The sequence below is a fragment of the Salibacterium aidingense DSM 18341 genome, assembly GCF_000429685.1.
GTDB classification, from domain to species: Bacteria; Bacillota; Bacilli; order Bacillales; family Marinococcaceae; genus Salibacterium; species Salibacterium aidingense.
In genome coordinates this window covers 40,966-66,021 of record NZ_AUCI01000012.1, presented here as the reverse complement: position 1 = coordinate 66,021, position 25,056 = coordinate 40,966, and the positions used below count along the sequence as shown (strand labels likewise).

The 25,056-nt window shown below is 41.0% G+C and carries 26 protein-coding genes; 25 read left to right on the top strand and 1 reads right to left on the bottom strand.

The genetic code is table 11. The features are described from left to right. From G475_RS0112975 to G475_RS0112850, 25 genes are all read left to right on the top strand, one after another. A complete protein-coding gene (locus tag G475_RS0112975) occupies nt 1-417 on the top strand; it encodes a hypothetical protein (RefSeq protein WP_026701665.1) in 417 nt (138 codons plus the stop codon). A 122-nt stretch (nt 418-539) separates the two neighbouring features. Beyond that, a complete protein-coding gene (locus G475_RS0112970; RefSeq protein ID WP_026701664.1) occupies nt 540-2,162 on the top strand; it encodes an AAA family ATPase in 1,623 nt (540 codons plus the stop codon). After that, a complete protein-coding gene (locus tag G475_RS0112965; RefSeq protein ID WP_026701663.1) occupies nt 2,159-2,992 on the top strand; it encodes an AAA family ATPase in 834 nt (277 codons plus the stop codon). The genes G475_RS0112970 and G475_RS0112965 overlap by 4 nt, the downstream gene beginning before the upstream one ends. Beyond that, nucleotides 2,989-3,471, top strand: a complete 483-nt coding sequence (locus G475_RS0112960) for a prepilin peptidase (RefSeq protein WP_026701662.1) — start codon at nt 2,989-2,991, stop codon at nt 3,469-3,471. Before G475_RS0112965 ends, G475_RS0112960 begins: the two co-directional genes overlap by 4 nt. A gap of 141 nt (nt 3,472-3,612) precedes the next feature. Further along, nucleotides 3,613-4,824: an S-layer homology domain-containing protein gene (locus G475_RS0112955; protein WP_026701661.1), complete on the top strand. Its 1,212-nt coding sequence runs from the start codon at nt 3,613-3,615 to the stop codon at nt 4,822-4,824. Continuing rightward, nucleotides 4,824-6,422 carry a hypothetical protein gene (locus G475_RS0112950; RefSeq protein ID WP_026701660.1) on the top strand — a complete coding sequence of 533 codons (1,599 nt, stop codon included), beginning with the start codon at nt 4,824-4,826 and terminating at the stop codon, nt 6,420-6,422. Before G475_RS0112955 ends, G475_RS0112950 begins: the two co-directional genes overlap by 1 nt. A 3-nt stretch (nt 6,423-6,425) precedes the next feature. Next, nucleotides 6,426-6,920, top strand: a complete 495-nt coding sequence (locus G475_RS0112945) for a hypothetical protein (RefSeq protein WP_026701659.1) — start codon at nt 6,426-6,428, stop codon at nt 6,918-6,920. Nucleotides 6,921-6,966: 46 nt separating this feature from the next. After that, nucleotides 6,967-8,121 carry a Flp pilus assembly protein CpaB gene (locus G475_RS0112940; protein ID WP_026701658.1) on the top strand — a complete coding sequence of 385 codons (1,155 nt, stop codon included), beginning with the start codon at nt 6,967-6,969 and terminating at the stop codon, nt 8,119-8,121. 14 nt (nt 8,122-8,135) lie between these two features. Next, nucleotides 8,136-9,596 (top strand): AAA family ATPase, encoded by a 1,461-nt coding sequence (locus G475_RS0112935; protein WP_026701657.1) that lies wholly within the window; start codon nt 8,136-8,138, stop codon nt 9,594-9,596. A 93-nt stretch (nt 9,597-9,689) separates the two neighbouring features. Then, a complete protein-coding gene (locus G475_RS0112930) occupies nt 9,690-11,249 on the top strand; it encodes a CpaF family protein (RefSeq protein ID WP_026701656.1) in 1,560 nt (519 codons plus the stop codon). A gap of 16 nt (nt 11,250-11,265) precedes the next feature. Continuing rightward, complete coding sequence (locus G475_RS0112925; protein WP_051302496.1) at nt 11,266-12,165, top strand: type II secretion system F family protein; 900 nt, start codon at nt 11,266-11,268, stop codon at nt 12,163-12,165. A gap of 38 nt (nt 12,166-12,203) precedes the next feature. Beyond that, entirely contained in the window at nt 12,204-13,109 is a 906-nt protein-coding gene (locus tag G475_RS0112920; protein WP_026701654.1) for a hypothetical protein, read from the top strand. A gap of 306 nt (nt 13,110-13,415) precedes the next feature. Next, nucleotides 13,416-13,667, top strand: coding sequence for a hypothetical protein (locus tag G475_RS0112915; protein ID WP_026701653.1), 252 nt, complete (start codon nt 13,416-13,418; stop codon nt 13,665-13,667). 88 nt (nt 13,668-13,755) lie between these two features. After that, nucleotides 13,756-13,965 (top strand): hypothetical protein, encoded by a 210-nt coding sequence (locus tag G475_RS0112910; protein ID WP_026701652.1) that lies wholly within the window; start codon nt 13,756-13,758, stop codon nt 13,963-13,965. Then, complete coding sequence (locus G475_RS0112905) at nt 13,937-14,449, top strand: hypothetical protein (protein WP_035711161.1); 513 nt, start codon at nt 13,937-13,939, stop codon at nt 14,447-14,449. The genes G475_RS0112910 and G475_RS0112905 overlap by 29 nt, the downstream gene beginning before the upstream one ends. 112 nt (nt 14,450-14,561) lie before the next feature. Continuing rightward, on the top strand, nt 14,562-14,867 hold the full coding sequence (locus G475_RS0112900) for a hypothetical protein (protein WP_026701650.1): 306 nt from the start codon (nt 14,562-14,564) through the stop codon (nt 14,865-14,867). A 44-nt stretch (nt 14,868-14,911) separates the two neighbouring features. Continuing rightward, a complete protein-coding gene (locus G475_RS0112895; RefSeq protein ID WP_026701649.1) occupies nt 14,912-15,238 on the top strand; it encodes a hypothetical protein in 327 nt (108 codons plus the stop codon). A gap of 16 nt (nt 15,239-15,254) precedes the next feature. Continuing rightward, complete coding sequence (locus tag G475_RS0112890) at nt 15,255-15,986, top strand: RusA family crossover junction endodeoxyribonuclease (RefSeq protein WP_026701648.1); 732 nt, start codon at nt 15,255-15,257, stop codon at nt 15,984-15,986. Nucleotides 15,987-16,552: 566 nt separating this feature from the next. After that, on the top strand, nt 16,553-17,686 hold the full coding sequence (locus tag G475_RS0112885; RefSeq protein WP_026701647.1) for a replication-relaxation family protein: 1,134 nt from the start codon (nt 16,553-16,555) through the stop codon (nt 17,684-17,686). Nucleotides 17,687-17,840: 154 nt separating this feature from the next. Continuing rightward, a complete protein-coding gene (locus tag G475_RS0112880) occupies nt 17,841-19,130 on the top strand; it encodes a ParM/StbA family protein (RefSeq protein ID WP_026701646.1) in 1,290 nt (429 codons plus the stop codon). A 91-nt stretch (nt 19,131-19,221) separates the two neighbouring features. Next, the gene (locus G475_RS0112875) at nt 19,222-19,764 is read left to right on the top strand and encodes a hypothetical protein (RefSeq protein ID WP_026701645.1); all 543 of its coding nucleotides are present in this window, start codon (nt 19,222-19,224) and stop codon (nt 19,762-19,764) included. An 88-nt stretch (nt 19,765-19,852) separates the two neighbouring features. Continuing rightward, entirely contained in the window at nt 19,853-20,080 is a 228-nt protein-coding gene (locus G475_RS0112870) for a hypothetical protein (protein WP_026701644.1), read from the top strand. 156 nt (nt 20,081-20,236) lie between these two features. Next, a complete protein-coding gene (locus G475_RS0112865; RefSeq protein ID WP_026701643.1) occupies nt 20,237-22,168 on the top strand; it encodes a CAP domain-containing protein in 1,932 nt (643 codons plus the stop codon). Nucleotides 22,169-22,259: 91 nt separating this feature from the next. Further along, nucleotides 22,260-22,781: a hypothetical protein gene (locus tag G475_RS0112855; protein ID WP_026701642.1), complete on the top strand. Its 522-nt coding sequence runs from the start codon at nt 22,260-22,262 to the stop codon at nt 22,779-22,781. Nucleotides 22,782-23,209: 428 nt separating this feature from the next. After that, the gene (locus tag G475_RS0112850) at nt 23,210-23,743 is read left to right on the top strand and encodes a hypothetical protein (RefSeq protein ID WP_026701641.1); all 534 of its coding nucleotides are present in this window, start codon (nt 23,210-23,212) and stop codon (nt 23,741-23,743) included. Nucleotides 23,744-24,014: 271 nt separating this feature from the next. Here G475_RS0112850 and G475_RS25015 read toward each other — a convergent pair whose 3' ends face one another. Further along, a complete protein-coding gene (locus G475_RS25015) occupies nt 24,015-24,725 on the bottom strand; it encodes a helix-turn-helix domain-containing protein (RefSeq protein WP_169728526.1) in 711 nt (236 codons plus the stop codon). Nucleotides 24,726-25,056: the final 331 nt, after the last annotated feature.

The window sequence follows — 25,056 nt, the reverse complement described above, 5'->3', positions numbered from 1 at the left end:
ATGGGAAAACGCCTGCTTCTAATCTTCACAGCTGCCTTTATAGGCTGCTTTTCTACTACCGCTCCACTATTTGCTGCTCCTGATGCAGGGGGGGATACAATCACGGATCGCTTGGAGAATAGCGAAAATAACACGGAATCAGAAGAAAATGGTGGAATCAATACACAGCAAATTAAGCAGAATGCTGAAAACTTTTCTCTTGAGCAATCCATAGCAAATATTGAAGATATGTCTTTGAAGATGCTCATGGTATGGGTCATTGCAGCTGGCATTCTTATGTTTTTTAAATGGAAATGGGCGATGGGGCTGCTCTTTTTGGGATTCTTAGGCTTTGCAGTCATCAACTACTACGATACAGTCGTCTCCCTATTGATGGGAGTGGCTGATTGGGTCGCAGAGACTTTACAGTCAGGATAAGACTTGATACACTAATAATTGACAAAAGAGATTGTTATACGTGTGTACAAAACGGGTATCTTGTTCTCGGAACAGGGTCTTTTTTGTGTATGGACGTATAGGATGGGAGGAATACCTTTTATATGGAAAAGCAAGGGTTACATGTGGTATTTCCCTCGCATTCTGGGAATATGTTGGAGTATATTACTGCTGATTTGGAAGACTTGGGATATCCGGTCCTCCAAACAGACACATCTTTAGATACGATGGCTGACTGGGCGCAATCTGCTGATACATCATCAGCGGATTGCGCCCTTATTTATGGCTTGAGTATTACCTCCAGAGGGCAGTACCAGAGTGACAAGGAAGCTAGCTACCACTATTTGAAGACAATACGCCTGAACCGAGAAGACATGAGACTGATTGTTTTGTTTCCGGAAGAAGTGAAACATGACTATGATTTTATCTCTAAGATTGCTCAACTTAACATTTATGATATTTACTTTATTAATTCTCTCCGGATAGAAGATATTGAATATTGGATTGAGAATAAAAAAGGATTTCAACACGTCGAGCGCATATTAAGCGACTATCACGGTCGGGATGACGATGTTACGGATACGCCTTCTTATGATTCCTATGACACGGAAGAGGCCACGGATTTAGAGGAAGAAGACGCCGACGGAGTTCCTTTTACTTTCCAGGAACACGATACCCTTCCGGATAAATTCAGGAAGCGAAAACTCAGAGATCGCTTAAATAAGAAAAAGGAAAGGGAACCTCCTCAGCCATCAAAAGAAAATCAATCCGAACGCGAAGAGAAAACGTCAACCATGCTGAAAAATATATCGGGGATGGCTTCCTCATTGGCTGCGAATGCCAAAAAGCAGAAAGATAGCAAACCGAAAACTACCATTCAATACGAATACCGGACATTTTCCTCCAAGGTTATTGTCATTGCCGGTACAAAAGGTGGTGTCGGAAAGACCGATATTGCTTTAAACGTTGCGGCTTCAATCAAAGAACAGGCGGAGGTCCGGAAAATGTGTGTGGTCGATTTCAGTTTTCCGTATGGCAGTATAGCCCAGGCTTTACAGCTTCAGCGTACTATTGATCTCTCGGAATGGAAGAACATATCTCCATCTTTGACGGAAAAAGGAGTGAATGAAAAGGTTATAACAGATCACGATATAGATTTTGTTCCGCTTCCGGTTTATGCTGATGCTGCCTTGTCCTTTGATAAAAAGGATGCGGAAGGCATGCTGTATCTGTTGAAGAAGTTTTATGATGTGATCGTTATTGATGCTTCTGGCTATCATGCGCCGACACGAGCCGCCCTGGAATGGGCTTCGGATATTATACTTGTGACCAACCATGACGTTGCGGGTATTAGTAACGGATTAACCTATCGAAATGAGATGGTTCATTCCTTTGGTATTGATCACGAAAAGATTTCCGTTTTTATTAATCAGATTCCCAAATCTGAAGATATCACCAAGCAAACGATTGCGGAATTGTTTGAAGATCATGATTCACCGATCCCTGTGATTGGATACGCACCGTATGATGACTTGGTTCGTCAAAGCCGAAACAATGGTTATTACATCTATTATGACAACCCTACACACTCTTTTTCGTTAGGAATGGATATGATTCTTGAAGCCTTGGAGTTAATTTCACCTGAAGTGATTCGGAGGAAGAAGAAAGAAAAGGTTGGGCTGAAATTTCAAAGTATGTTCAAAAAAGAGAGGAAGGAAGTGGAATGATGTATAAGAACGGGGAAATAATTGCGGTCAGTTCGATGAAGGGCGGTGTTGGGAAAACGGAGGTATCCTTAAATCTTGCTGCCGCAATAAAAAAACAAACCGCCAAAAAAGTAGTAGTTATTGACTTTGATATTCCGTATGGTGGCGTTTCCCAGGCATTAGGAAGTTCAAAGGAAGGCGTCTCCCTTTCTGATTGGGTTCAGACCGAAATCACTATGACAGAACGACAGGCGAAAAGTTTGGTTATACGGAATGAGGAAGCCGGAATTGATTATATTCCGGCGATAGCTGATTCAAACGAAATCAACCAATTAAATGGAAAAGCAGCCAAACGTATCCTGGAACAATTAATCCACCTTTATGATTATGTCATTGTTGATAGCGGGGTAGACATGGGTGGAAGTACGAAAACAGCCTTATTGTCCGCTCAAAAGATTGTGCTGGTTTCTACGGTGCAACAGGGGGCTATTTATAATAACTATCAATTCAAAGAAGACCTGGTGTCGCTTGGTGCTGACCCGTCCAACATTGTTCTATTTTTGAACCAAGTGCCAGAAAAAGAGGCCGATGTTTCGCCGGATAAAATTGAAGAATTATACAGAGGGAGCGGAAGCCCTGTGGAAACGGTAGGAAGTGCGGCATATGATCATGCGGTCCGTAAATCCAGGAACAACCGCTCCTTCATTTATCTAACGAAAAAGAAAAACAGTTTTACCCAAGCTATTGATGAATTAACTCAAAAGCTCGGTTTTCTGACCTTAGAAAATGATTGGCTGCATGAAAAAGAACAAGGATTCTTCTTTCATTTAAAGAAGGCTTTTGCTAAATGATGTATGTAGCTGTTTTCCTATTAACGTTGACCTTTGGTTTATCCCTGTACACGGACATGAAGAGGTATAAAATTAAGAATGTCGTAACGCTGCCTACATCCCTTGCAGGGATATTATGTGCTCCATTTTTTGTACCTCCATTGCAATTCGGATTGTACCTTATTCTTTTAATGGGGATCGGATACATTGGCTGGAACATGGGTTTATGGAAGGCTGGAGATACCAAATTAATGTTAGCCAGTGGGGTTTGGATGGTGTTTATTATTGGTCCGAGCATGTTATTTGTGCTCTTTTATTATCTGGCTTTCATTGTTTTACATTTGTGTATCGGTCATTTTCTTGGGCTAAAAAAATACCGTTTTAACCTGAAACAGTACCTGTTAGGATTACGAACCAAAGTGAATGAGACCTTTGGAACTATCCCCGGCACATTTCTTATTATGTGCAGTTTTTTTATTTCATTTTTTATATATAAATAATTATATATTGAAAATATAATTACTAATTGTTATAATAGAGGTACAGAACAATAGTACCAATAAAGGAGGGAAGTTCCATATATAAAAGAGATTGGGAACTGCCGATAAGAAGTATAAGCACAAAGAAAGGTTTGTGAGAACATGAGAACCTATAAAAAGACAAAGTTGCTATTAGCAAGTGCATTAACCGTCAGCGGACTATCCGCTATAACTGCCGCTTCATCGCATGTGCATGTGATGGAAGCAGCAAATGAAAGAAGTGTGGATGTTTCGGAAAATGACCCTTTTGTTGATATTGGTGAAGATTACTGGGCGTTTAAGGAGATCAATTGGGCAGTCGGACAAGGGCTGATTTTTGGTTATGATGATGATACCTTCCGTCCCAGTGAGAAAGCCACACAAGCACAGTTTCTGGCGATCCTTACCCGATTTGCAGGTGAACAGTTGGATGAATCCGAATCAGAAGGGCATTGGGCAGATGTTCATTACAACTATTTGGAAGAGCATAACTTTCCAATAGTTGAACAAGCCTCGGACCGGGAGCGAAATCAGCCCGCTAGACGTGGCGACATAGCCCGGATCATCAGTGCTTATATCGGAGAAGACTTGTCTGAAACCGAAGCTATTCAACATTTGTATGACCTTGATCTTTCGACAGGAAGGGATGGAAACCAAACCATAGACGGTTTTGGAGCGGATGATTCCTTAACAAGGGCGCAGTTGGTTACGTTCATGTATCGAATGGCGGAGAAGGGATACTCCGAGTTGGAAGGCTTGGAAAATCCACCATCTGACCATGAGGACGATGATAAAGATGATACGGATAATGGTTCTGACGATTCGAATGAAAATGATAAACCTCAACGAGTTAATGTACGTGGTACAGATTATGCTTCTACAGGAGAAGAGTTAGAAAGCAATCATGTGCAAGATATTGAAACCCTCTATGATGACTTTCAATCTATTGCGGCTGATACGAAATTTTCAGCAACGATGGATAAAACGCCTGAATATGTCATGTTACAGCACTCGGACAAAAACATGAATGTAACAGCGAGTTATGGAGCTCAAACTCAAGAAACTGCGAAGATAGTCTATGCTGATAATCGAAACCATGAAGGTTTCCCTATATTGGCTAAAGCGGCACATGCGGCGATACCGGCTGTCACAGAAAACCATTATTTGGAGATAATTAAAGAGGCTCATGAAATAACAGATAATTTCACAAAAGGTAATGCGGTTGATTATTACCAAGAATCTAGCCAATACCTTATCAATATTACAGAAACAAGCATGCAAGGGGTAACGGTGATAATGATCCGCAAAGGTGAACAGAAAGAAGGGGATGAGTAATGAAGAAATACTTCATTGCCCCCCTTCTTTTTTTAATCAGTTTAAACGATCCTATAAGTATTCATTCCACTCAAACAAATGAATGGGATAAATATGTGCCTTATAAGCCTTATTCTGAATGGGAAAATGATAACCCTTATTCCTTTGACCACACTGTGTTGGATACTTTGGCAAGAGCAATAAGAGATAGATCCGATATGGAAGATGTTGCTAATAGTTTTAACGGTAATAGCGACTATGTACTGGATGAAACAAATAATTTTAATGTGACAGAGGTTGTTGGAAATAGCTCTGTGTCACTGCCGAAACAGTTTTATATACGTGACGCTGCTGATAATTCCGGAGCTTACACGGAATATGAAAGCAGCGCGGATACGGCTCATGTTTATACATCCAAATACCCCAAAGCGGAGATGATTGAACCTTCCACCCAAAATTATAAGGTCGGGGAATCGTTTCAGCCCCAGTTCCGGGCCCAAGGGTATGCCCTTGAAAACAATAACCCTACCGCTTCCGGGTTCAGCTGGGACGACATCAGTCGTTATACCTTTGAATTGACCCACTCTTATTATGAAAACGGAGTGCGTCAGGAAGAGATTATTGCCACAAACGAAACCATAAGTCCTGACACGATGTATGTCCATCGAGCCTGGGACGATCCTGTTCAAGTACCCTCAATAGAGTTAAGAGAGGGTACTAATATTTTTGAAGTAGAAGTGACGGATGCTGTAAATCGTACGACAACAAGCACTCCGTTAATGATTGATACGACACCGGATAGACCGCAGGAAATCAGTTGTGGTTCTACTCCGAGTTCTCAAACCGAAATATCAGGAACGTATCCATGCCCTCCTGTCACTTTAGGGGGGCCATCTACGTGTTATTACTATGAAACGTTGAGCATAGATATGGATGGTCCGAACCCTGGCGTAGTAAAAGCAGGGCAAGGGACAGACATTGAAGCAACCACGCATTACATGAATGAAAACCCTGCCCATAGCGGAAATTCGTATGCACCATCGGTAGTTACTACAACCGGAACCATCACTGAAAATTGGCCGGATCAGTATGAAGAAACCGTAGATATGCTGACGGAAACCACGAATCCGGAAACGTATTGGGGAAGTGGCCGGACCGTATCGTGGCAGCTTCCTTATGCGATGATTGATAAAAATGGAACTTGGACAATGACAGACAGCGAATCCGAGGCTGTTAATTTTGTGAACATGGATGATTTTCATTATGGAGGATTGCAGCGATGGTACACCGGATTTGATGTTCCTGATGGAGAAACGATTACGTTCGATACGAGAGCGGAGGGAGGATATAATGACATGGAAGTTTGTGCAACCGGTAATGTGGAAGTGTCCGGGTCACCGTATGATGACTTTGTAATCCATGCCGTTGATCCGTCGAACCCGTTTCCAGAAGAAACCGGCTTAAACTGGCAAGGTCATGAAAATCTCATTACACGGTTGGAGAATTGGTTTCACAGTGGTGATTGGGAGTATGCTTCAAGGAAACAGGAGGCTGAAGATAAAGCACCAACCTTATTTGACCGCGTCAAAGATATCTTCGGCTTTGCTTGGGGGGGATAAACGGTGCATTTCACTTTTAAGTTTAGCCTAATACTGTTATTTATGGCACTGCCGGCCGTTTTATTAGTCGCAGACTATGCCCAACATACGCTAACTCGAGCCGATACTGAATCAGCAACCGAACAGGCTGGATTATACGCCATGAAACAGGGCGTGGTTCCAGGAAGTTTACGGGATACGAACGTAACAACAGAGCCAGATGGTGATGAAACCAATAAGTATAGAACCCAAATTGCGGTGGATGTAGATCCCGATTTAGTGGAAGAAGGCTTTGACGGTTCAAGTAACAGCCGTATTCATGGAAGTTTAGTGAACCTGGCGGAACAAAGTGAAGAAAGGGGGATTTCCAACAACCCGCCGATGCTTGCGATCCGTTCAAACACCGTTAATAATGCTGTTGGCTTTCGTTCAGTAGCTTCTATTCTGCCGAATCAAAGTCAGGAGTATGTCATTCAGAACGAAAAAGTAATCATACTGGAAATGAAAGAGACAGAGTAATCTCCCTGTCTCTTTTTTGTTCCTAATTTTAGAAGGAGGATCATTAATGAGCAAGAAAAATTCTGTCGTGAAACGGAAGAAAAAACCAACGGTACTAATACCGTTGGTCATTGCGGGACTCGTGGCATTTTTGTTTTATACCGGTTCCGCCAAAAAAGCAGAAGAAGTTGTGTCTCCTGTTGAGATACCAATGGCTGCTGAAACATTGAGTGAACATGAAAAGATAAGCAAGGAAGATATTCAAATTAAAGAAGTACCATCTTCCAGTGTACCGCCAAACGCTGTGACTAATCCGGAACAGATCGTAAATAAAATTGTGAATACGAAAACGTCCATTACCAAAAATTCGATGTTCATGAATGGGGAATTTGTTGAGATGGAAGAGATTCCTTCTAACATCGGGATGCGGTTAAACGGAAGCGATTTAGGACTTACCATGCGTGTTGATTTAGAAAAATCGGTAGCAAACTCCTTAAACGATGGCATGGATGTTCAAGTGCGCTTTTTTACGGATAATACACCGAGCGGAAAAGCGTTTGAAGGAGTCCTGGAAGAACGTATTAAGGTAATAGCTGTTCGTGATTCGAGAGGGGATGACGTCAATCGCCGTGTCTATACAAGTGATGAAGAAGAAGAAGACGAAGAAAATAGTGATTCCAATACTGTTCCAACGATTATTGTCTTTGAAGCGACAAGTGAACAGGCCAGCTATTTATTGCGGGCGCAGCAATTGGGTGAGTTAAATATTCTTGCTGTGAGCGATAAATCAGAAGACCAGGAGCAGCAAGTAACAGCAGAAGGTAAGGAAGAAATTGATTCCATCACTACAGCCAAGGAAGAAGGCAATCAAGACACCAAGGAAACAGAAGAGGCTACTATGAATGAAAATAAAGGTGAAGGAGAGAACGATTCACAAGACAGCGGAGAATCTGACACAGCGCCTGCAGGTCAATCTTTTGATGGAAACAGGGTGAAGCTGTTTATTGAGTCTATGTCCTACAAAATAGACGACCAAATTAAAGAACAGGGTTCATTTATTACAACGGATGGGGAGGTTGTCGTTTATGATGAAGAAACCGAGGAGCTACGCTATTTTGAAAGCGAAGAACGTTATGAAGGCAGTAAATACATGCTGCAGGAATTGACAGATGAAGAAATGGAAACATATATCGATGAAATGGAAGAAGAAAACAATCAATAGAAAGGATGTCTCGTTTGAAAAATGTCATGATTTTATCATCAGATATGAAAATGAACAATCGAATCCTGGCTTTTCTCCGGTCGCAGGAGGAAGAAATCCATCATCAGCTTTTTGATTATGTCGAGCAGGCGGAAGCAGCGATGGAGTCCATGAACCCAGATCTTCTAATCGTGCATGATAGTGCCGGCAGTGAACAGGGAGGAGTCATATCCAAAGAGAAACGATTTGTTGAGTTGATGACTACTCAGAAGTCAGAGAGGCCCATAACTTTTATAACGAATATGATGTTGGACCATCATCTGCCCCGGCAGTTGATGGCATCTGATTTTTTTAGGATCATTCCAAGTCAAAAAATGGAACACCTGCTAACACCTCCGCAGAACCAAGAAGAAGTCTATTATATATTTGAATCTGAACAGAACAAACCATATGATGCTATTCATGTTGTGAATCGTAATAATACGCCGGCCGGTTCCTTCAATAATAATTTGCATCTTCCGGCAAATGAAAGTTCTCTCCAGCAAATGGAGAATAAACAGCTCAGTCAGGAGCATGAGATATTGCAGCAGCATCAGACCACGGACTATCAAAAAAATGCTACCCATCTGCGGCAGAATAACGATGATAGTCTTCAGCGTTCCATCGTGACGGTTGTATGGTCTCCGATCCCGAATGTGGGAGTAAACACGTTTATGAAAGCATTGGGGTATAGTTTGGCCGAACGCTCGAAGAAAGTATTGCTTATAGAATTGGACACGGAATTGGCCAAGTTAGCGAGAACAACGTCCCTCACACATTCACACCGGGATCTTTATCAAGCGTTGTCCGCTTTAGAAACGGAAAAAACATTTGCAATTGAAGATAATATGGTGAATAATGAATTGGCCATTGAAAACCTTCCGTTTAGTTACAAAGAAGCTAAAAATCGTTTAAAGTTACTTCCTAATAATTTATATGTGCTTAGTCGAGATGCCGTTATTGGATACAGGGACGATCCGGATATTAACAATGACCGGGTTATTGAATTAATGTTCTATCAGGCGAAGAAAGCTGGATTTGATCATATCCTTGTAGATGTACCCTCCAGTGCGGAAAATCTTTTCAGTACGTTATCTTTTCTTTATGCAGATGAACGACTGGCTGTGGTTGATGACAGTTTTGCGACCTCCGGTATCTATAAAAATGCTATGGATGCCCTGGGAGCCATCGATTTTGAAAAAGAAGATTTTGATTTAATTATCAATAAATACCGAGATAATGATACATTAGAACAGATTGCTGGCTTTTACGAACAACAGCCGGTGGCTGCACTTCCGTATGATGAAGATTTGTTCCATCAGCACCTTGATTTGAAATTGCAGGGCGGGGAAGCGTATATGGATGTCATTTATGATCTCATGCAGCAACGATATGGTATTGAAAAGCCTACTGTAGAAAAGAAAAAGAAAAAATTATCCTTATTTAGCAATTATTAAACGTTCTTGTCCTCCTTTAATATGAAGGAGGACTTTTTGTTTTTCGACAAACAAGTATTTCTGTAATTTGATCTGATTTAGAAGGGGAGTTTCATGATGAACGGTGATACGATGACTTTAGAAGAACGAAAACAAAAAGCGCTTCGAAAGCATTCCGAGAATAAAGATAAAAAAGGGTTACAAGAAGTCGCTTATAAACAGCAACAGGAAAAAGAAGAAGTTCGACAAGAGTTAGTGCCTGAACATGAAAGAGAATACGAAGAAGAAAGTCGGAAGAAACATTTAGAAAGACTGACCGAAAAAATTGCGGATCATTTAACGGAAGAACATTCTGCAGACCTGCAGGGCTCCATGTTTAACTTTTCGGTTCGCAACCGTCTGTACCCTATCATTGAGCGATATATCATAGAGCATAAAATCGTCATTTCCGGATTTGAAGATGAAAAAGCGCTAGCCGGAATGTTAGTGGACGAAATTGCTGGTCTAGGTCCGATTGATGAAATTATCCGAAATGGTAACGATAAAATATCGGAGATTTGGATTAACGGGGAAAATCCGCAAACCGGGAATGTAGACATCTTCTATGAAATGGGAGGGCAGAAATACCGCGTTACTGATCCTCACATGCAGTTTCGGGATAGATACCATGCATATCGAATTGCTCAAAAAATAGCACGTAATGGCCAGCAGCAGTGGGGAGATGCCAAGCCTATTGCAAATGTTCGGTACCCTGATGGCAGAGTGAATATGGTACGGGAACCGTTAGCCACCGGTGGTGGGGGGCCGTATATCTCCTTCCGGCTGTTTCCAAAAGACCAGGTGAGACCAAAAGATTTAATTGAATGGGGAACACTGACGGATGATATATGGGATATTATATCATTATCCATGAAGTATGGATTGAACGGGTTATTTGTCGGTCCAACCGGTTCTGGGAAAACAACATTATTGGCTGCTAGTATTGATGCCGTACCCGAGGATCAGCGTATTTTGTTAATGGAAGATACAGAAGAGATGAGACTTCGGCACAAATACCCGGATAAACATATCATCACTGAAGAATGTAAATTTGATACGGATCCGGAAAAAAACTTCGATTTGTCAAAACTGACAACGAATGGGCTTCGTCAAAAACCAGATTATATGATCTATGGGGAAGTACGAGACAAGGCTGCTTATGATTTATTAAATGGGGCCAACACGGGACACCGGACATGGTCATCCCTGCATTCTCGTTCCGCTGCCAAATCTGTCCAACGTTTAAAGACGATGGTCCAGGAACACGGGTCGAAAATGGATTCGGAGAGCATTGGTCAGTGGATCAGTGAATCTATTGATATCATTGTTTTTCAAAAGTTGTATGAAGATAATGTACGACGGGTCAAAGAAGTGATTGAGTTGAAAGATTATGAAAACAGGAAACCAAAGTTTAATACCATCTTTAAGTATGTGGTGGAAGGTAGAAACGAAGATGGAACATTTCGCGGTCGGCATTATCGGACGGGGAAAATATCGAAGGATACTGCAGAACAGCTCATTCATGAGGGAGCCCCAATAGAGGTTGTTGAGAAATTTATGCAGACGCCGGAAACAATACCGGACAATACAATTGATAGCATGATCAATGCTTACTACGAGGAAGAGGAAGCGTAAAGGGGGTGTTGTATCCATGAATCCGATTTTTTATTTTATCGCAGGTGGCTTATTGCTCGGATTTGTAATCCAAGAGATTTTCCGGAGAATCAAGCGGAAACCGTTATCCACCGTAATCATTGAACATGAGAAAAAGGACGGAATACCTACCCAAAAAAAAGCGCGGGGTTTACAGTCCTTTAAGAATAGAGCAGAACGCGTAAATTGGAACGTGAAAGCAACCTATCAACAAAGTGTCTTTATTGGAGCAACGATAGCCAGTGCTGTCGCTGCTCTTATTTTTGACTTCCTGCTTTTAATTCTAGCAGGGGTCGTGCTTGGATTATTTCTGCCCTATTATCAATTAAAGAAAAAAGAAGACGCCTACATGATGGAATTGCCGCTTCGAGCAGAGCAGGCAGTGAATGCGGTGGAGCAGCAAATGCAATCGGACATCCCGACGTTCGAAGCTCTCAAAAAGGCTACCGCTTACATGCAGTCGCCCATCCGGGAGGAATATGTCAAAGCAGTAGAAAAAATCGAACGGGCAAATATGCCGATTAAAAAAGCTGTAGAACCTATCCCTGATAAACTGCAGTTACCACAGCTTGAATATTTCCATATGATTTTGGAAGTTGCCGAAGATACCGAGGAGAAAGCAGCAGATATCATACGAGATGCCTCTGATACGCTCCGTCGGAAAGAAAAGCAGCGCGGACGTTTGCTTCAAGAAATTAAAGATAGTTTGACAGAGATGAAATGGATGTATGTGTTGGTCGTCGTAATGGTGCTGTCGCTCAGGGTATTATTGGACGGTCAGTACCTTCCTTTCATTGGAACACCGTTACATTTGGTCCTGGATATCGTGTTTGTCGCATTGGCAAGCATTGTTACCTGGAAATTTATGCAGAAATTGCGCCCCAGTAAGGTTATTTAAGGAAAGGATACCGGCATCACTAGTAGGAGGGAAATTGTGTGGATTTAATGATATATGCTGTTATTGTTGGCCTTGCTGTTTTTTGGGCCGTTATGAAAGTAATGATGCCCAAGTACACATCTTATGCCAGTCAGGATTTCATTCGTGCGGAAAATATTGAAGAAGCGGAACGTAACATTGTTCACCGTTCCAAACTCCATAAAATAACGTATCCGTTTTATCAGCGCCTGGAAAAGGTCAAGCCGACGAACGTTGAACATTATGAGAAATTACAGAAAATGATTGAAGAGGCCGGGGAATATGACATGAAACCGGAGGATATACAAATATATCAACTGTTCAACGCGGTATTTTATCCGTTGGTTTTTACCATCTTATCGTTTTTTACAGGAGAGTATCAGATTTATATCTTCGCAGCTGGCCTAATGGTCGGATTTTGGATGTATCAACAGCCTATTAATACCATTAAAAACAAAGTTAAAAAGAATGAAAAGCAAATGTTACAGGACATGACGCGTTTTACAACGATTTATATGCTGATAAGTGCTGGCAATAAGACGCCATACGATGCGCTGTTATCTTCTATCAAGCGAACAGCTGATCGTTGCCCCGCTCTAGGGAATTACCTACAGGATTTGAAAAATGATATGGTGACACACTCGGCAGAACAAGCACTCCGTAAATTTTCATGGAGATTGAAGAAGTTTCCATACATTGAGCGGTTTGTAAATAATATTATTTTGATCATGTCGAAGGGTGATGACCAAAACCAAGAAATTAACATGCGCTTACGTCAAACATTAAATGATATGGATGAAGAGATGACAAACCAATTAATTAAAGATACCAAAGTCCAAGCGCGTATTCCGACTTATATTAATGCGCTGTTGATTTCCATTTATTTGATGGTTATTTTCGTTATAACACTTTTCACTATGTTTTAACAAAAACGAAAAAATAAACAAAAAAAGCCTTGAAATTTAATGATATGTATAATAATATATAATCAGACGTTGAAAACAACGCCCAAAAAAATTAGTCTAAACTACCGAAGCCCTCGGTGTTTGATATTCATCACTCATTGTTCTCTTTTGAGGCAATGTCGTGGGGTATGAAACACTGGGGGTTTTTATTTTGGAGAAAGGGGGAAGCCTTTGCTTATCAATAATCCTCTTGAAGGTAAAAAGTAGTAACAGAAACGTATTTGCATAGACATGAACAATATTTATTATATGTAAAGGAGAGCATGAATGTTGTCACAATTTAAACAATGGATCACAGAAGAAGAAGGATTTCAGGTATTTGAGAAATTTGGTTTAACGCAAGGCGGTGTACTGCTTGCATTAATTGTTACTTCCGTGACGGTAGTTATTATGAGCGGATTTTGGAACGACGTAGGTTCTCGCTATTTCAGTACTGGCACTGGTATTGACGGCATGGCAGAACCGGGTAACGCGGAATCTATGGGTTGGGCTGACGACGCTCAGACCGGATGGGATTAATACCTTCCGGTTTCAATAACGAGAAAAGCTCCCGTTTTGTAAAGCGGGAGCTTTTCCTATTACACGGAAAAAAGGGGGGCAACTTAATATGCTACGTTCGGTAGTATCCTGGTTGAAGGAAGAAGATGGGTTTCAAGTATTTGAGAGTCTTGGTTTAGTGAAGGGTGGATTAATCGTCGCGGTTGGCGTCATTAGTATTTTTCTTGTCATTTTGGGAGTTGAATATACGCGAATGGAGAACGAATTTATTGGAAATGAGGCCGAAGCCAATGAAGCACTACAAAAGTTTTCTCAGTAGAATTCATCGGTTAATGAAAAGCGAAAGCGGCCATTTTCTTGTGTTTGAGTGGAGTAAATTAATCATTGTTTTTATGGTCCTCCTTTTCATCTTAATGCCTGATCTTATTTCTATAGGTAAGGCTGCATTCACAGGACACAACGCCAGCAGTTATACCGTGCAGCGTGTTGCTGATCAGGGGGAGATGACCGAGGATTTGGCCGCCGATGCCATGAATTACATGGAGGATCGGGGTATGGAGGATTGCGGTTCTTCAGGAAATGACGCTCAGACATGTTATGAACTATATGGAACCGGTGAAAGAAAAGGAATAAATAGTGAAGATCCGAATGTGGAAGTACTTGTGGTTATTAAGCATCAACCGAGAATATTGCAGGTTCTTCCGGATCTACGGGCAGGTAATTCTCTCGCTGTTGAGGATGGTGTCATTCAAATGGCATTTCATAAATTAGATGCTGCAAATCCTTATATCAGGGAAAATTAATGTTATTTTCCGTAATGGAATGGGAAAAACGAGGCAAATCAAGACAGGAAACATTGCACCGTGTTCAGACGAGGTTCTGGACACGGTTTTTTAGTAGAAAGGATTGGGTGAATTGGCTAAAAACGAAGAAATTACTCTAAAGGAAGTGAAAAAAATTATAGCTGGCTGGAAGGGGAAATACGACATAACGAAACACGATGACAGGATCACTGCTATAACGGTTAGTATTAGTCATCCGTGTAAAACCTTTCAGGAATCACAGTCTATCAAACAATATATTAAGTATTACTATCCGCATCAAGTGACAGCTGTATTGGATAAAGAAACAGAAACTAACACTGCACATATTAAAATAACCAAGCAGACTCTACAGGACTTCATCCATTGTAAAAACATGATACAAGAAGGGCATTGTTAAGACGGGTTTTATAACTGTTTAAAAACGTAGAAGGGGGTACCACGATGAAAGGGTTTTTAGACAAAGATATAGAACGGTTAGCAGCTTTATGGAAGGGTGAAGTTACATTTATCGAAAAAGAAGACCGTGTCACAACGATGAATGTAAAGAAAAGATATATCGTTGGTGATGGAGATAAAAACATTATAATTGATAGGGTGTTGCAGAGCGGACACGGTTATGTATCGGTAAAAGGGGATCCGGAGGGAGTGACGGTAACGGCTACCATCAAACCTTTCCAGGAATCGATGATGTCATTTAACAGATTTGTTAAACAGCTGCATCTTGTTGAGACCAAACTTAGCACTAATGATGTTGGAAATAACGGATGAAAGGAGAAAGTATCCTATGAGTTCCGAATATCCATATGCTTTAACTGAGGAACAGATAACTGAATTGAAAGAAAAACACGGGGACTTTTGGCAGTTCAGCGATGAATTTTTGGAGTTAACGGACCAAGCTGTGAGTACCGATTACATTACAACGACAACCCGCCGTGGAAACTTACAGAAAGAAATGGCGGTTCTGTTGAAACATATGAATCGAAATAATGAGATGCAAATTTTTCTTCATGAACAATATCTAAAAATTCAGAAATTACTTAATGAACATTGGAAGAATGAAACTGGCAGCGCAGAGGACACTACTTTTTCCTGTGTAACAGAATGGCAAAATGGTCATTTGCAGTTACACATTCAACAATTACTTCCTCGATTGGAGAAGGTAATGACGCTCGAAGCGTATCAACAATTAAGGGAATTTTATATACCTCATTTATCTGAACAACTACTGAAGGTACGTCCAGCTCAGCCCCTTCAGGAAGTATTGGTGTTTATCCGGCAGTATACATCGACGAACCGGTCTTTTGATCCGGATAACCGTTTTCGTTCGTTTATCCTTGATAGTTTAGTACGGTCCGGAATTATTCAAGATGATTCAATTAAAAATGTCATGATGCTTGAAAAGAATGAGTTATGCTCTATGAGAAGATGGGATGGTTACACCGAAGTTTATATTGTTCCTTATCATGATGCCTTTGAATTCATAAACGGGTTAAAGGAAAAGTCCAATAGTTATTAAATTACATTTGAGAAACGATATGCAATGCAACAGCAGCCGAGAGTTGAGAGAATGATCCATTGTTAAAACAGAAGAGGATATCTTCTGGCCTTAGCATTGTTAAAACAATATGCCATTAATGAATAATACTGATTGTTAGAATAATACCCCATCCATTGTTACGCCAATATCCGGTTCTAACAATCAGCGCAAATATCAAGGAATAAAAAAGCATTGTTCTAACAATGCTTTTTGTAGTTCAACTGGATAATGACAGACTTCTTGAAAATCAACATTGTAAATAGCGTAATTTTAAAATCCCGGTCATAGTTTAGGAGGTGCTTATCCAAAGCACGACTAAACAGGCACGTTTGGAGCACAGGGACTAAACGAGAAGGAGTCTAGTTGTATACATTCAGCCAAAGTCACTCCGAAATTGAGAAAAGAAACCGGATAACATAGGAAAGAAAAGAGGGGAGTATGGGTTTGCTCATCCGTAGGGGAGTCTTTATGTCTCCCCTACGGATAGTCGCTGCGACATGTTAGCACAACGACCGGAGAAATGAATGAAAAAGGAGGAATCAGGAATGGGGAAGAGTGCCAGTACCGAAGATGAACGCTATACCATGGAGATAGAGAAAGAAGAAAGCACTCACGGGCGACGCACGATTGACGACGTACAAATTCTGCATGATATTTACCGTTTCCGTGCATTAACACCTCAGCAATTAAGAGTTTTGCATTTTCAGGGAAGAAAATCGTATGTCTACCGAAAAATGCAGTTTTTGCGAAAAGGAGGAATGGTCGAATCCAAGCCACTTGTACGAGGGGGAAAGAAAGTAGAATCAGCATACTATATTACGCAAAAAGGGATAGAAACGCTCGTTCGTCATGAGAAAGTACAGGAACCGCGGCGTTGGGATCGAAATTTACCGGATTGGCGGAGGATTGAGGATATCCTGGATGAGAATGAACTGTATGTGCAGCTCCAAGGTAGTGGAGCGGAGATTCTTGAGAAGCGTGAGTTAAAGGATGCCCTTCGGATGCATCGGACGTCCTACGTTGCTGCTGGTTTGAGGATGCATGGGAAGCTGTATCATGTGTACATGTTCAATAGTGAAACGACACCAAAGACAATGCAGGTAGTAAGACGAGAAATTATTCAAGAGACAGAGCTGAACCGCTACATCCTCTTCTTTAAAGGTCATCAAGCGTTGGAAAGATATAAGAAAATGATAAAAGAGGAAGAGGGAAAACTGGAGTTGATGCTTATTGCGTATCCCTATATACCGCTCCGACTGGGTTTTTTAATACAGGAACCCCCGATAGTGAAGTATTTCACAAAACAATATGGGGTTGAACCAATGTTGCGCTCCGGGGAAGCTGTGGACACAGAAAGTACGTTTGCTGATTATGAGGTTGAATTGAATGGAGAAACCTTCTTTATCGCGGATATGCTGTGGAACGATATCATGAAGTATGACAGTATCGTTTCGTATCAACAAACGGGGTATGAACGCCATAAAAAACGCATTATTATGGTTTGCTGGAAGGAGAAAATTAATGAATACCTGCACAACGTTAACAGCAGTATTGTTACCTTTGAAGGCATTAAGGAGAAGGATTTGACTTTCCATCCTTTTTACCCGACATATCTGCAGCGCATAGAGGATCAGGATTATCGCTCGCCGGAGCGTAGAAAACAACAAGCCCAAAAGTAAACTAGTTTATAAACTAGTTTAATCTATCTTTTGAAAATAAACTAGTTGATAAACTAGTTTAGTATAGATATACTGTAAGAGAAATATTATTGCCCCCTTTCCTAGAGTGAAATGTAGTGCTCTCGGATTGGATGGACTTTATGGAGGGGAAAACGTGAATCAGATTGAAAAACTTTTCGAGGACGATGTTTTAATCACAGGAATTGATCAAGGCAACAAAAGTGCCAAATTCAGTTATTTAAATCGGCAGGGTAATATTGAATCGTTTGCTATTCCAACAGTGATTGCTCCTGCTCAAACTCGAAAAACAAGTTTAGAAGGGGCAGCAGAATCCCACATCATTGAAAAACGACTTCATTTAAAAATTGAGTCGAAGTCTCTCTCCCTTAAAAACCAGGAGCGGTATGTGTATGTCGGCCATTTTGCACGGAATAAACCGGACAAAGAAGAACCGACCTATGAACATAATGGCGGAGAAGGTCGTCACATCTCCAAAACGAAGTTTTCCAACGATCTACACATTGTCACCACACTGGCTGGACTAGCAGTAATGGCGGCTAAAACCAATAAAGATACAGTGCGCATTCCCTATGCAGGTGGTTTACCTGTCAGCGAAATAAAAGAATATGGCTCAGAAAAGGCATTGGAGAGTGTCAAAGGGACGCATCATATCACCTTTATCGATGGACCGATGGAAGGAAAAACGATCAAGGTCGTGATAGACAGCGGAAAAATGTACGGCGAAGGAGCCATCACGGATCTGTCGTTGAATTTCGATGTGCAGCAAGGTGAACTCTTGGAAACGTCTCTTAATGGTCAGCTGGCAGATAATTATGCGCTGGGGGACCTTGGAGCAGGAACCAGCGATGTGATTATATTCACCGATGATGGGATTGACGGTAACCTTTCTAAAAGCCTTGATATTGAGGGAACAAACCCTTATATTGACCGTATGATTGAAAAAGTAAATAACATGGAGGAATACACAAAACTTAAAGACTTAATGGGATTAGACGATGACGCTAAGGTCTATCAATCACGGGAAGACTTTATGAATGAAGTGATTGAACCTGGTATCACGGCCTGGTTGCATAATGAACAACAGGAGACACCAACATTTGAAGTGAAATTGATGAAAAAGCGCATAGTCGATATCACCCACATTGTAATGGAGGAACTGAAAGACTATGCGGAGAAGCACAAAAAAGAACTCAGCAAAGCGTGGAATGATGCTGGGGTGGAAGATTTGGTTATCGTTGGTGGAGGTGTGTTGTTCGGATATCCTGAATTTAAGAAAGTCCAGGAACAATTCCGCGAGTTGCAGGGCGAGGATTGGGCGATCTTCCCGGAAAACATTGAAAAAGCACCCTTTTTTACCTCGCGTGGTTACTTAATAGCGAATTATTTACGGGCCATGTCGGAACAAGCGGAAGTAACATCATAGTAAGAATTCGTGAGTTGGCAGCAATATAAAACTAATAAGAATTGAAGGGACGTCTCGATGGTTATAGGCATAACTGGAAGGGGGTGGTGGTGTGGCAGGTGATACATCTATGCAAGGAAAGGCTGGATACAAAAAAGGGACGGGTCGTACATTTACACCTTCCCTTAAAGCAGATTGGGTGGATGATTTTAACCGGGTTCTCGAGAAAGAACCGGGGTGGAGTCGAAATCAATTAACAGAGTATTACATCCGAAAAGGTATGGAAGAATCAAATGCTGGAGATCGCAGTACGATTACAGTAAATCACGATGATTTAACCGAGGATCAAGTAGCCTTTCTACAGAGCGAAGAGGGGCGCACCTTTATTGGGAATGTCATTTCATATGTGTTAGCTGGTACAGGCAAGGAAAGAGCAAATGCTCCGAAGTCTGCACCATCACCGCCTCCTATTCATCATGAGCGACAGGATGATGGACCGCCAAAGGAAAAGGAGAAAGAGGTCGAGGCCGAAGAACGACCAAAAGAAGAACAGAAAAATGAGGAGTACCAAAGTGATAGTGAAGTTCAATCGTCCTCGCGTCACTTATCTGTGCTGGAAAAAGCGCAGCAAAAATTGAATCGTCAAAATCTATAAGATCCCTGCCGGAAACGGCGGGGATTTTTTCATGCCTTACCACTGGGACGTCCGTATAAAAAGGTACCATTGAAGGAGTTGAAGTATCTTGCAATTTAGCGAGAAACACGTTGTTGAAGGACTGGAAGCAATCCTAGAAAGTCGAAAGGATACCAAGCTCGCCCGGTTTTATTTGGAACATATGAAACAGTGTGCAAACAGGCTCGATATTAATCTGCCGTTATGGTTGATGGAAAACAAAATTAGAGTCCAAGAAAAACGGAACAAATTATCCGCAGAGCAGATGGATTGGGAAGATCTCATTGATGAAGGCTAGGTAGTTTTTTCTAATAAACCCCCCCTAATCGATAAAGAATTTGAAATTTTTAACGATATTAGAGGAGAAAAGACATCCTTCTTTACATTATATATATAATGTTATATAATTAAAGTATAATAATAAATAGATATTAGTATTGAGAGGGGAAACCAAATGAATTGGAGAAAAGCCTTATCTGCAGCTATGTTGATTGGTACCGTAACTCTTATTCAGGACAATGATGGCAAAGCAGCATCAACCAACCAAACAGATAGCGAACATCAGAACATGGTGGAAGCGATCGAAAACATGCAATCCCAAACAAGAATGGCCGATAAAGTTCACCCATTTCGGAATGCTTACATGGATTGGCAGCTGAACCAGGCTGACATATTCCTGGAACGATTGAATCAAATACGAACTGCTTATGGGTGGGACGAAGCAGACCTTAATGAAGAGTTAATGTTTTCCGCGCAGGCAACAGCTAATTACTGGTGGACGCATCAAGCGGGAACCAATGAAACAAATATCAATGCTTCAGAAGGACACACACACACCGAAACCAATTCCAACTATTTCACCGGGGAACAACCGGCAGATCGAATGAGGTATTATGGCCATGAAGAAGTGACCGGTTTAAGCGGAACCGAAGTGATTGCCCCCGATATTATCGATGCGGAACACGCATTTGATCGACTTATGAGTGCTCCGTATCACCGTATGGGTATGTTAAACCCCAGGGTGGACCAAGTTGGTGTTGGAACAAACCTCATCCATGGCCCGAAATATCGTTCTATGGTGGCTCACTTATCAAGTGCTTCGTCCACTGTTTCGACAAACGGTCTTGAAGCTGTCGCTTATCCATATGACGGTCAAACGGGAGTGCCACTTGCTTGGGATGGAGAGGAACGGCCGGATCCGCTTCAACATTTTGATGATGTAGCAGAAACCGTAGGCTATCCGATTACTGTCCAAAAAAATTGGGATGGGGTCGAGCGGTTAGTTACGCAAAATGCAACACTCTTGGATGACCAAGGTTCGGAAGTAGAGACCTATATCGTAGATAGTGAGAAGGAGCAAGGAACCACAGGAAGATTGAACCATCTTATTATCATACCGAGGCAGCCCCTGGATCCGGATACTACCTACACGGTTACTGTGGATGTTATGGAGGAAAAAGAAGCATTCAGCGGGGAAGGAGATGTCACAACGAAAGAGTGGAATTTCCAAACGGTGAAAAAGCCGGAGATTGAAAGTGTAGGGATTCAAAATAATCGCATTAATGTTCATACGAACCTGGGGGATATAGAGGATTATCGTTTCCGAGTCCAACGGGGTAACGGAACCTTTCACCGCTACAACCTTCGTAATGGGTTGCTGGCTCAATATACACCGCTACCGCCGCAACAAGGCAGTTATACTGCTACGCTGTCCAGTGAGGATGTAGCAGGCGAAGATGAAGTGAAAATCGATGTAGAGCGGAACCCGGCGGGTGAATTGGACGCAGTTCTGGATTCTCCAAATAATGATCAAGAAGAAAGCGGAAATAGCCGGGATGGTGAAGAACCAGAAGAGGAAGAAGACAAAGAAGAAGATAATACGGATGGAAACGAGGCACCGGATGACCAAGAAGGACATCAGGAGGACCAAGACCCCGACAACGATAAAGACAATACCAATGACCAAGAAGAAAAGGACAACGGCGACTCTGAATCCGATAGTGATCAAGGAACGGAAGAATCCGGTGAAGAAAATGAAGAACAACAACAGGCTCCTGACGCTGACTACCCTGACTCTTTTGACGGCTATAAACAATACGATCCTGTAGACAATGTTCCATCGGACTATGAGTTTGTTATCCATATGACAAACCGCATTGATCCGACCACAGCGACCAAAGATACCATCTTCATCTTTAACGATGAACAAGAACCGATTCTTGTAGACGTAACGGTGGCGGAAAATAACAAAGCTATCAAAGTTAAAGGTTCTCAGCCGTATGAAAACGGCAGCTATACTTTGGTTCTTTCCGACCAAGTAACAGCAGCAGATGGAAGTAACGTTAATAATGCCGCCTATATGGAGTTTAAAGTACAGGAAGAATAACCCTGCATGGTAGCATCATCCTTTGCAAAGGATGATGCTTTTCTTTGTGCGCCTTCTCCTTTAAAAAACCAAGAAAGGATTGTGACGTGATATGAAAAGAATATTTTTATCCATGATGATTGCCCTTACTATGCCCCTGTTGAGTTCCTGCGGGTTCTTTAGCGAAAATGACGATACTGACAGCGGTGCTGGTGGAAAAGACGAGGAAGCGGTGAATTACAGCGATGTCATCACCCAGACCATGAATGAATCAAATGAACTCCTGCAGGACTTTAATCAAGCATTAGATAGTTTTTATGCCAATCAGCTTACTGAGAAAACGTTTGGGGAGCGAATGGAGGAATATATCCCGAGGGCCAATGAGATTGCTGGCAACCTGGATAACGTGATGTATGACGTTGAACCTGGATTGCATGAGTTTCATCGAAGTTTGATTGACTTAACGAATCAGCAGCATCAAATGTTTTTAGATGCGGTGGATATGGCCAATGATGAAGATAAAAATGTAGATAAAGAGACATTAAGAGAACAATACAGCTCGATCAAACAGACCCAAGCCACCCTGATCGAAGAATACCAAACCAAACAGATGGAGACCGAGGAAGAAAACTAAACTAGTTTATAAACTAGTTTAGTTAAACAAATAGGTTGTGCGGTTGCTAAGGACAACGAGCTTATTTAATAAGCAGATGCCTCACAGAAGAAAAATTCGTGGGGCTGACAGATCTTAGAACCAAGGTTGATGTTTTACAAATAAAAAGAGCAGATGTTCCAGGAGAAAGCGCATATTAGATACAAAGGACGTTGTAATAGAAGGGCGGCTATCTCTTAAAATTTGTATAAAAAAAATTTCGATGAAAAAGGCAGCTTCTAAACCCTGGTATATACGTATTGACAGCCATAGAATGTGAGACACCTTCTTTTTGTATTATATATATAGTGTTTAATATATAACAAATTATAAATTATTCTTTATGAATGTTATAATAACAGTATATTAAATACTAAACATTATATAATTAAAGGGAGAAGGGTGTTGCGATGAATAGGCAAACAGCTGCACAAGGATTGATTCAACGAGTATTTCAAGCGTGGAAAGATGAATTTAAGCAGAACAAGGAAATGCAAGACACGCTTTTCTACAGAATTCAGTATAATAAGCCGCATTTTCTTTGGTACAACAGGGAAAAAGCACAATTCGAATGTTACCTGGGTCAGTCCCCCTTTTCGCTTTATTGCTTCAATGTGACTGCTGATTCAACTACTAAACGGCAACGAGAACCTGTTATTCGTGTTCCCGAAGTATTTATTACCAATCAAGATGTATTAGATTGCTTGAGATCATGGAACATATATGAGGACATTCCGAAGTATGTAGATGAGTGTGTTAAACAGAATGTCACCGCTCCTGTGCTGCTGGAACAAATTAAAAAAGAAGATCCGAAAGCTTATGAGCGATTCAAAAAAAGAACATTCGACGTATTTGTTGCTCACCTTGAAGAAGCAGCGGAAGAAGTTGTGGAAGTTCTTGTTCAGAAGTATTGGCATCAAGCTAAAGAAAATAAATTCTTATAAAACAAAAACATTTATATTTGTGTTATTACTTGTGAAAGCACAAGTGTTTAGATAAACATTTACTGAAACAGTATTAGTTGTATTATTAAAAATGTTTCCTTTATTATAAATATAAATTATAGTATAATTGTATTGACAATTAATTGTGTCATAGTTGTGTATATTTAGGTTCATCCTCTTATCAGAGTGCGGTTGATCAATAAAAAAGGACTTCGGTGAAAACTAATGGGTTTCACCGAAGTCCTTTTTATATCGCTTCTTGGAAACAGGTTTAATTATCATTATGTCCATGTTCCCGTAGCGGGTAATTAACCCGGTATTTTATCAGGTCCGTTGGGGCAACCTGAAGGAAATTACAGAGCTGCTCTAACGAATCAATGTCCAGCTGCCGGACGTTATCATTTCGGAGCCGTCGGATTAATTCATAAGGAAGGCCGCTTCCTTCGGATACCTTGAGCATGGATAAGTTTTTCTTTTTCAAGATTGCACTAAGATGAATGTAAATTTCATAGGATTTAGATCCATCTGGCAATCCATCATTATCTAACACATTGCCCTCTGCCACTTCTAATCGGAATAAGTCACTAATGCGGCAATTGAAGTAGGCAACCAGTTTTCCGATAACCCGGAGCGACAGCCGCTTCGCATGGTGGTTTGCTAAGTTCCAGAGGTTGTTGTAAGTTTCGTTGATATCCGAGGTTAAACGGGCTAATGAAATCCCCTCCACCGCAAGTAAATGATGGATATTCAAGTAAATCTTAATATGCTGCTGAGAAGGATCAATCGTGGGGATGGACGTAGGTGGTTCTTGAACCCCTTCGATCAACAGAAATTGATTGAGATGATAATGGGTTGCGGTGCAAATTCGTTCCAAGACATCAATCGTTACCCTTTTTTGATGGCTGTTCTCCCGGTCTTTTTGAATATTATGAAGAACTGTCGGGTGCAGCCTGGTGGTGGTACTGAGTTGATTTATGTTCATGTCTAATCGTTCCAGAATAGGATGAAGATTTACAAAAACTTTTCGCGAGGGGGGAGCCATTTTAACCCTCCATTTTAATAAGGTTTTTATACAATAAAAATTATATTTTAAAAAAATAATATTTAATTGTCAATTTAATGTTTATATATATATAAAGTTATATTATTATATAAGTAATAATTAAGGTATAAGTTAGAAATTCTACTTTTTCTATATTCATTTTATATAAATGGAAACTCATTTTATAGCTTTATGGTAGTTCAAATATAAATGCAGTAATTAAATACACTTGTAGAAACACAATTGTTTAGATAAACGTTTTTAGAAGTGA

What these genes read in the sequence shown, in the direction of transcription:
- G475_RS0112965 (WP_026701663.1), top strand. Translation starts at nt 2,159, where the DNA reads ATGATGTATAAGAACGGGGAAATAATTGCGGTCAGTTCGATGAAGGGC.
- G475_RS0112950 (WP_026701660.1), top strand. Translation starts at nt 4,824, where the DNA reads ATGAAGAAATACTTCATTGCCCCCCTTCTTTTTTTAATCAGTTTAAAC.
- G475_RS25015 (WP_169728526.1), bottom strand. Translation starts at nt 24,725, where the DNA reads ATGAACATAAATCAACTCAGTACCACCACCAGGCTGCACCCGACAGTT.
- G475_RS0112850 (WP_026701641.1), top strand. Translation starts at nt 23,210, where the DNA reads ATGAATAGGCAAACAGCTGCACAAGGATTGATTCAACGAGTATTTCAA.
- G475_RS0112955 (WP_026701661.1), top strand. Translation starts at nt 3,613, where the DNA reads ATGAGAACCTATAAAAAGACAAAGTTGCTATTAGCAAGTGCATTAACC.
- G475_RS0112930 (WP_026701656.1), top strand. Translation starts at nt 9,690, where the DNA reads ATGATGAACGGTGATACGATGACTTTAGAAGAACGAAAACAAAAAGCG.
- G475_RS0112905 (WP_035711161.1), top strand. Translation starts at nt 13,937, where the DNA reads ATGAAGCACTACAAAAGTTTTCTCAGTAGAATTCATCGGTTAATGAAA.
- G475_RS0112865 (WP_026701643.1), top strand. Translation starts at nt 20,237, where the DNA reads ATGAATTGGAGAAAAGCCTTATCTGCAGCTATGTTGATTGGTACCGTA.
- G475_RS0112885 (WP_026701647.1), top strand. Translation starts at nt 16,553, where the DNA reads ATGGGGAAGAGTGCCAGTACCGAAGATGAACGCTATACCATGGAGATA.
- G475_RS0112915 (WP_026701653.1), top strand. Translation starts at nt 13,416, where the DNA reads ATGTTGTCACAATTTAAACAATGGATCACAGAAGAAGAAGGATTTCAG.
- G475_RS0112975 (WP_026701665.1), top strand. Translation starts at nt 1, where the DNA reads ATGGGAAAACGCCTGCTTCTAATCTTCACAGCTGCCTTTATAGGCTGC.
- G475_RS0112925 (WP_051302496.1), top strand. Translation starts at nt 11,266, where the DNA reads ATGAATCCGATTTTTTATTTTATCGCAGGTGGCTTATTGCTCGGATTT.
- G475_RS0112890 (WP_026701648.1), top strand. Translation starts at nt 15,255, where the DNA reads ATGAGTTCCGAATATCCATATGCTTTAACTGAGGAACAGATAACTGAA.
- G475_RS0112855 (WP_026701642.1), top strand. Translation starts at nt 22,260, where the DNA reads ATGAAAAGAATATTTTTATCCATGATGATTGCCCTTACTATGCCCCTG.
- G475_RS0112960 (WP_026701662.1), top strand. Translation starts at nt 2,989, where the DNA reads ATGATGTATGTAGCTGTTTTCCTATTAACGTTGACCTTTGGTTTATCC.
- G475_RS0112970 (WP_026701664.1), top strand. Translation starts at nt 540, where the DNA reads ATGGAAAAGCAAGGGTTACATGTGGTATTTCCCTCGCATTCTGGGAAT.
- G475_RS0112910 (WP_026701652.1), top strand. Translation starts at nt 13,756, where the DNA reads ATGCTACGTTCGGTAGTATCCTGGTTGAAGGAAGAAGATGGGTTTCAA.
- G475_RS0112895 (WP_026701649.1), top strand. Translation starts at nt 14,912, where the DNA reads ATGAAAGGGTTTTTAGACAAAGATATAGAACGGTTAGCAGCTTTATGG.
- G475_RS0112940 (WP_026701658.1), top strand. Translation starts at nt 6,967, where the DNA reads ATGAGCAAGAAAAATTCTGTCGTGAAACGGAAGAAAAAACCAACGGTA.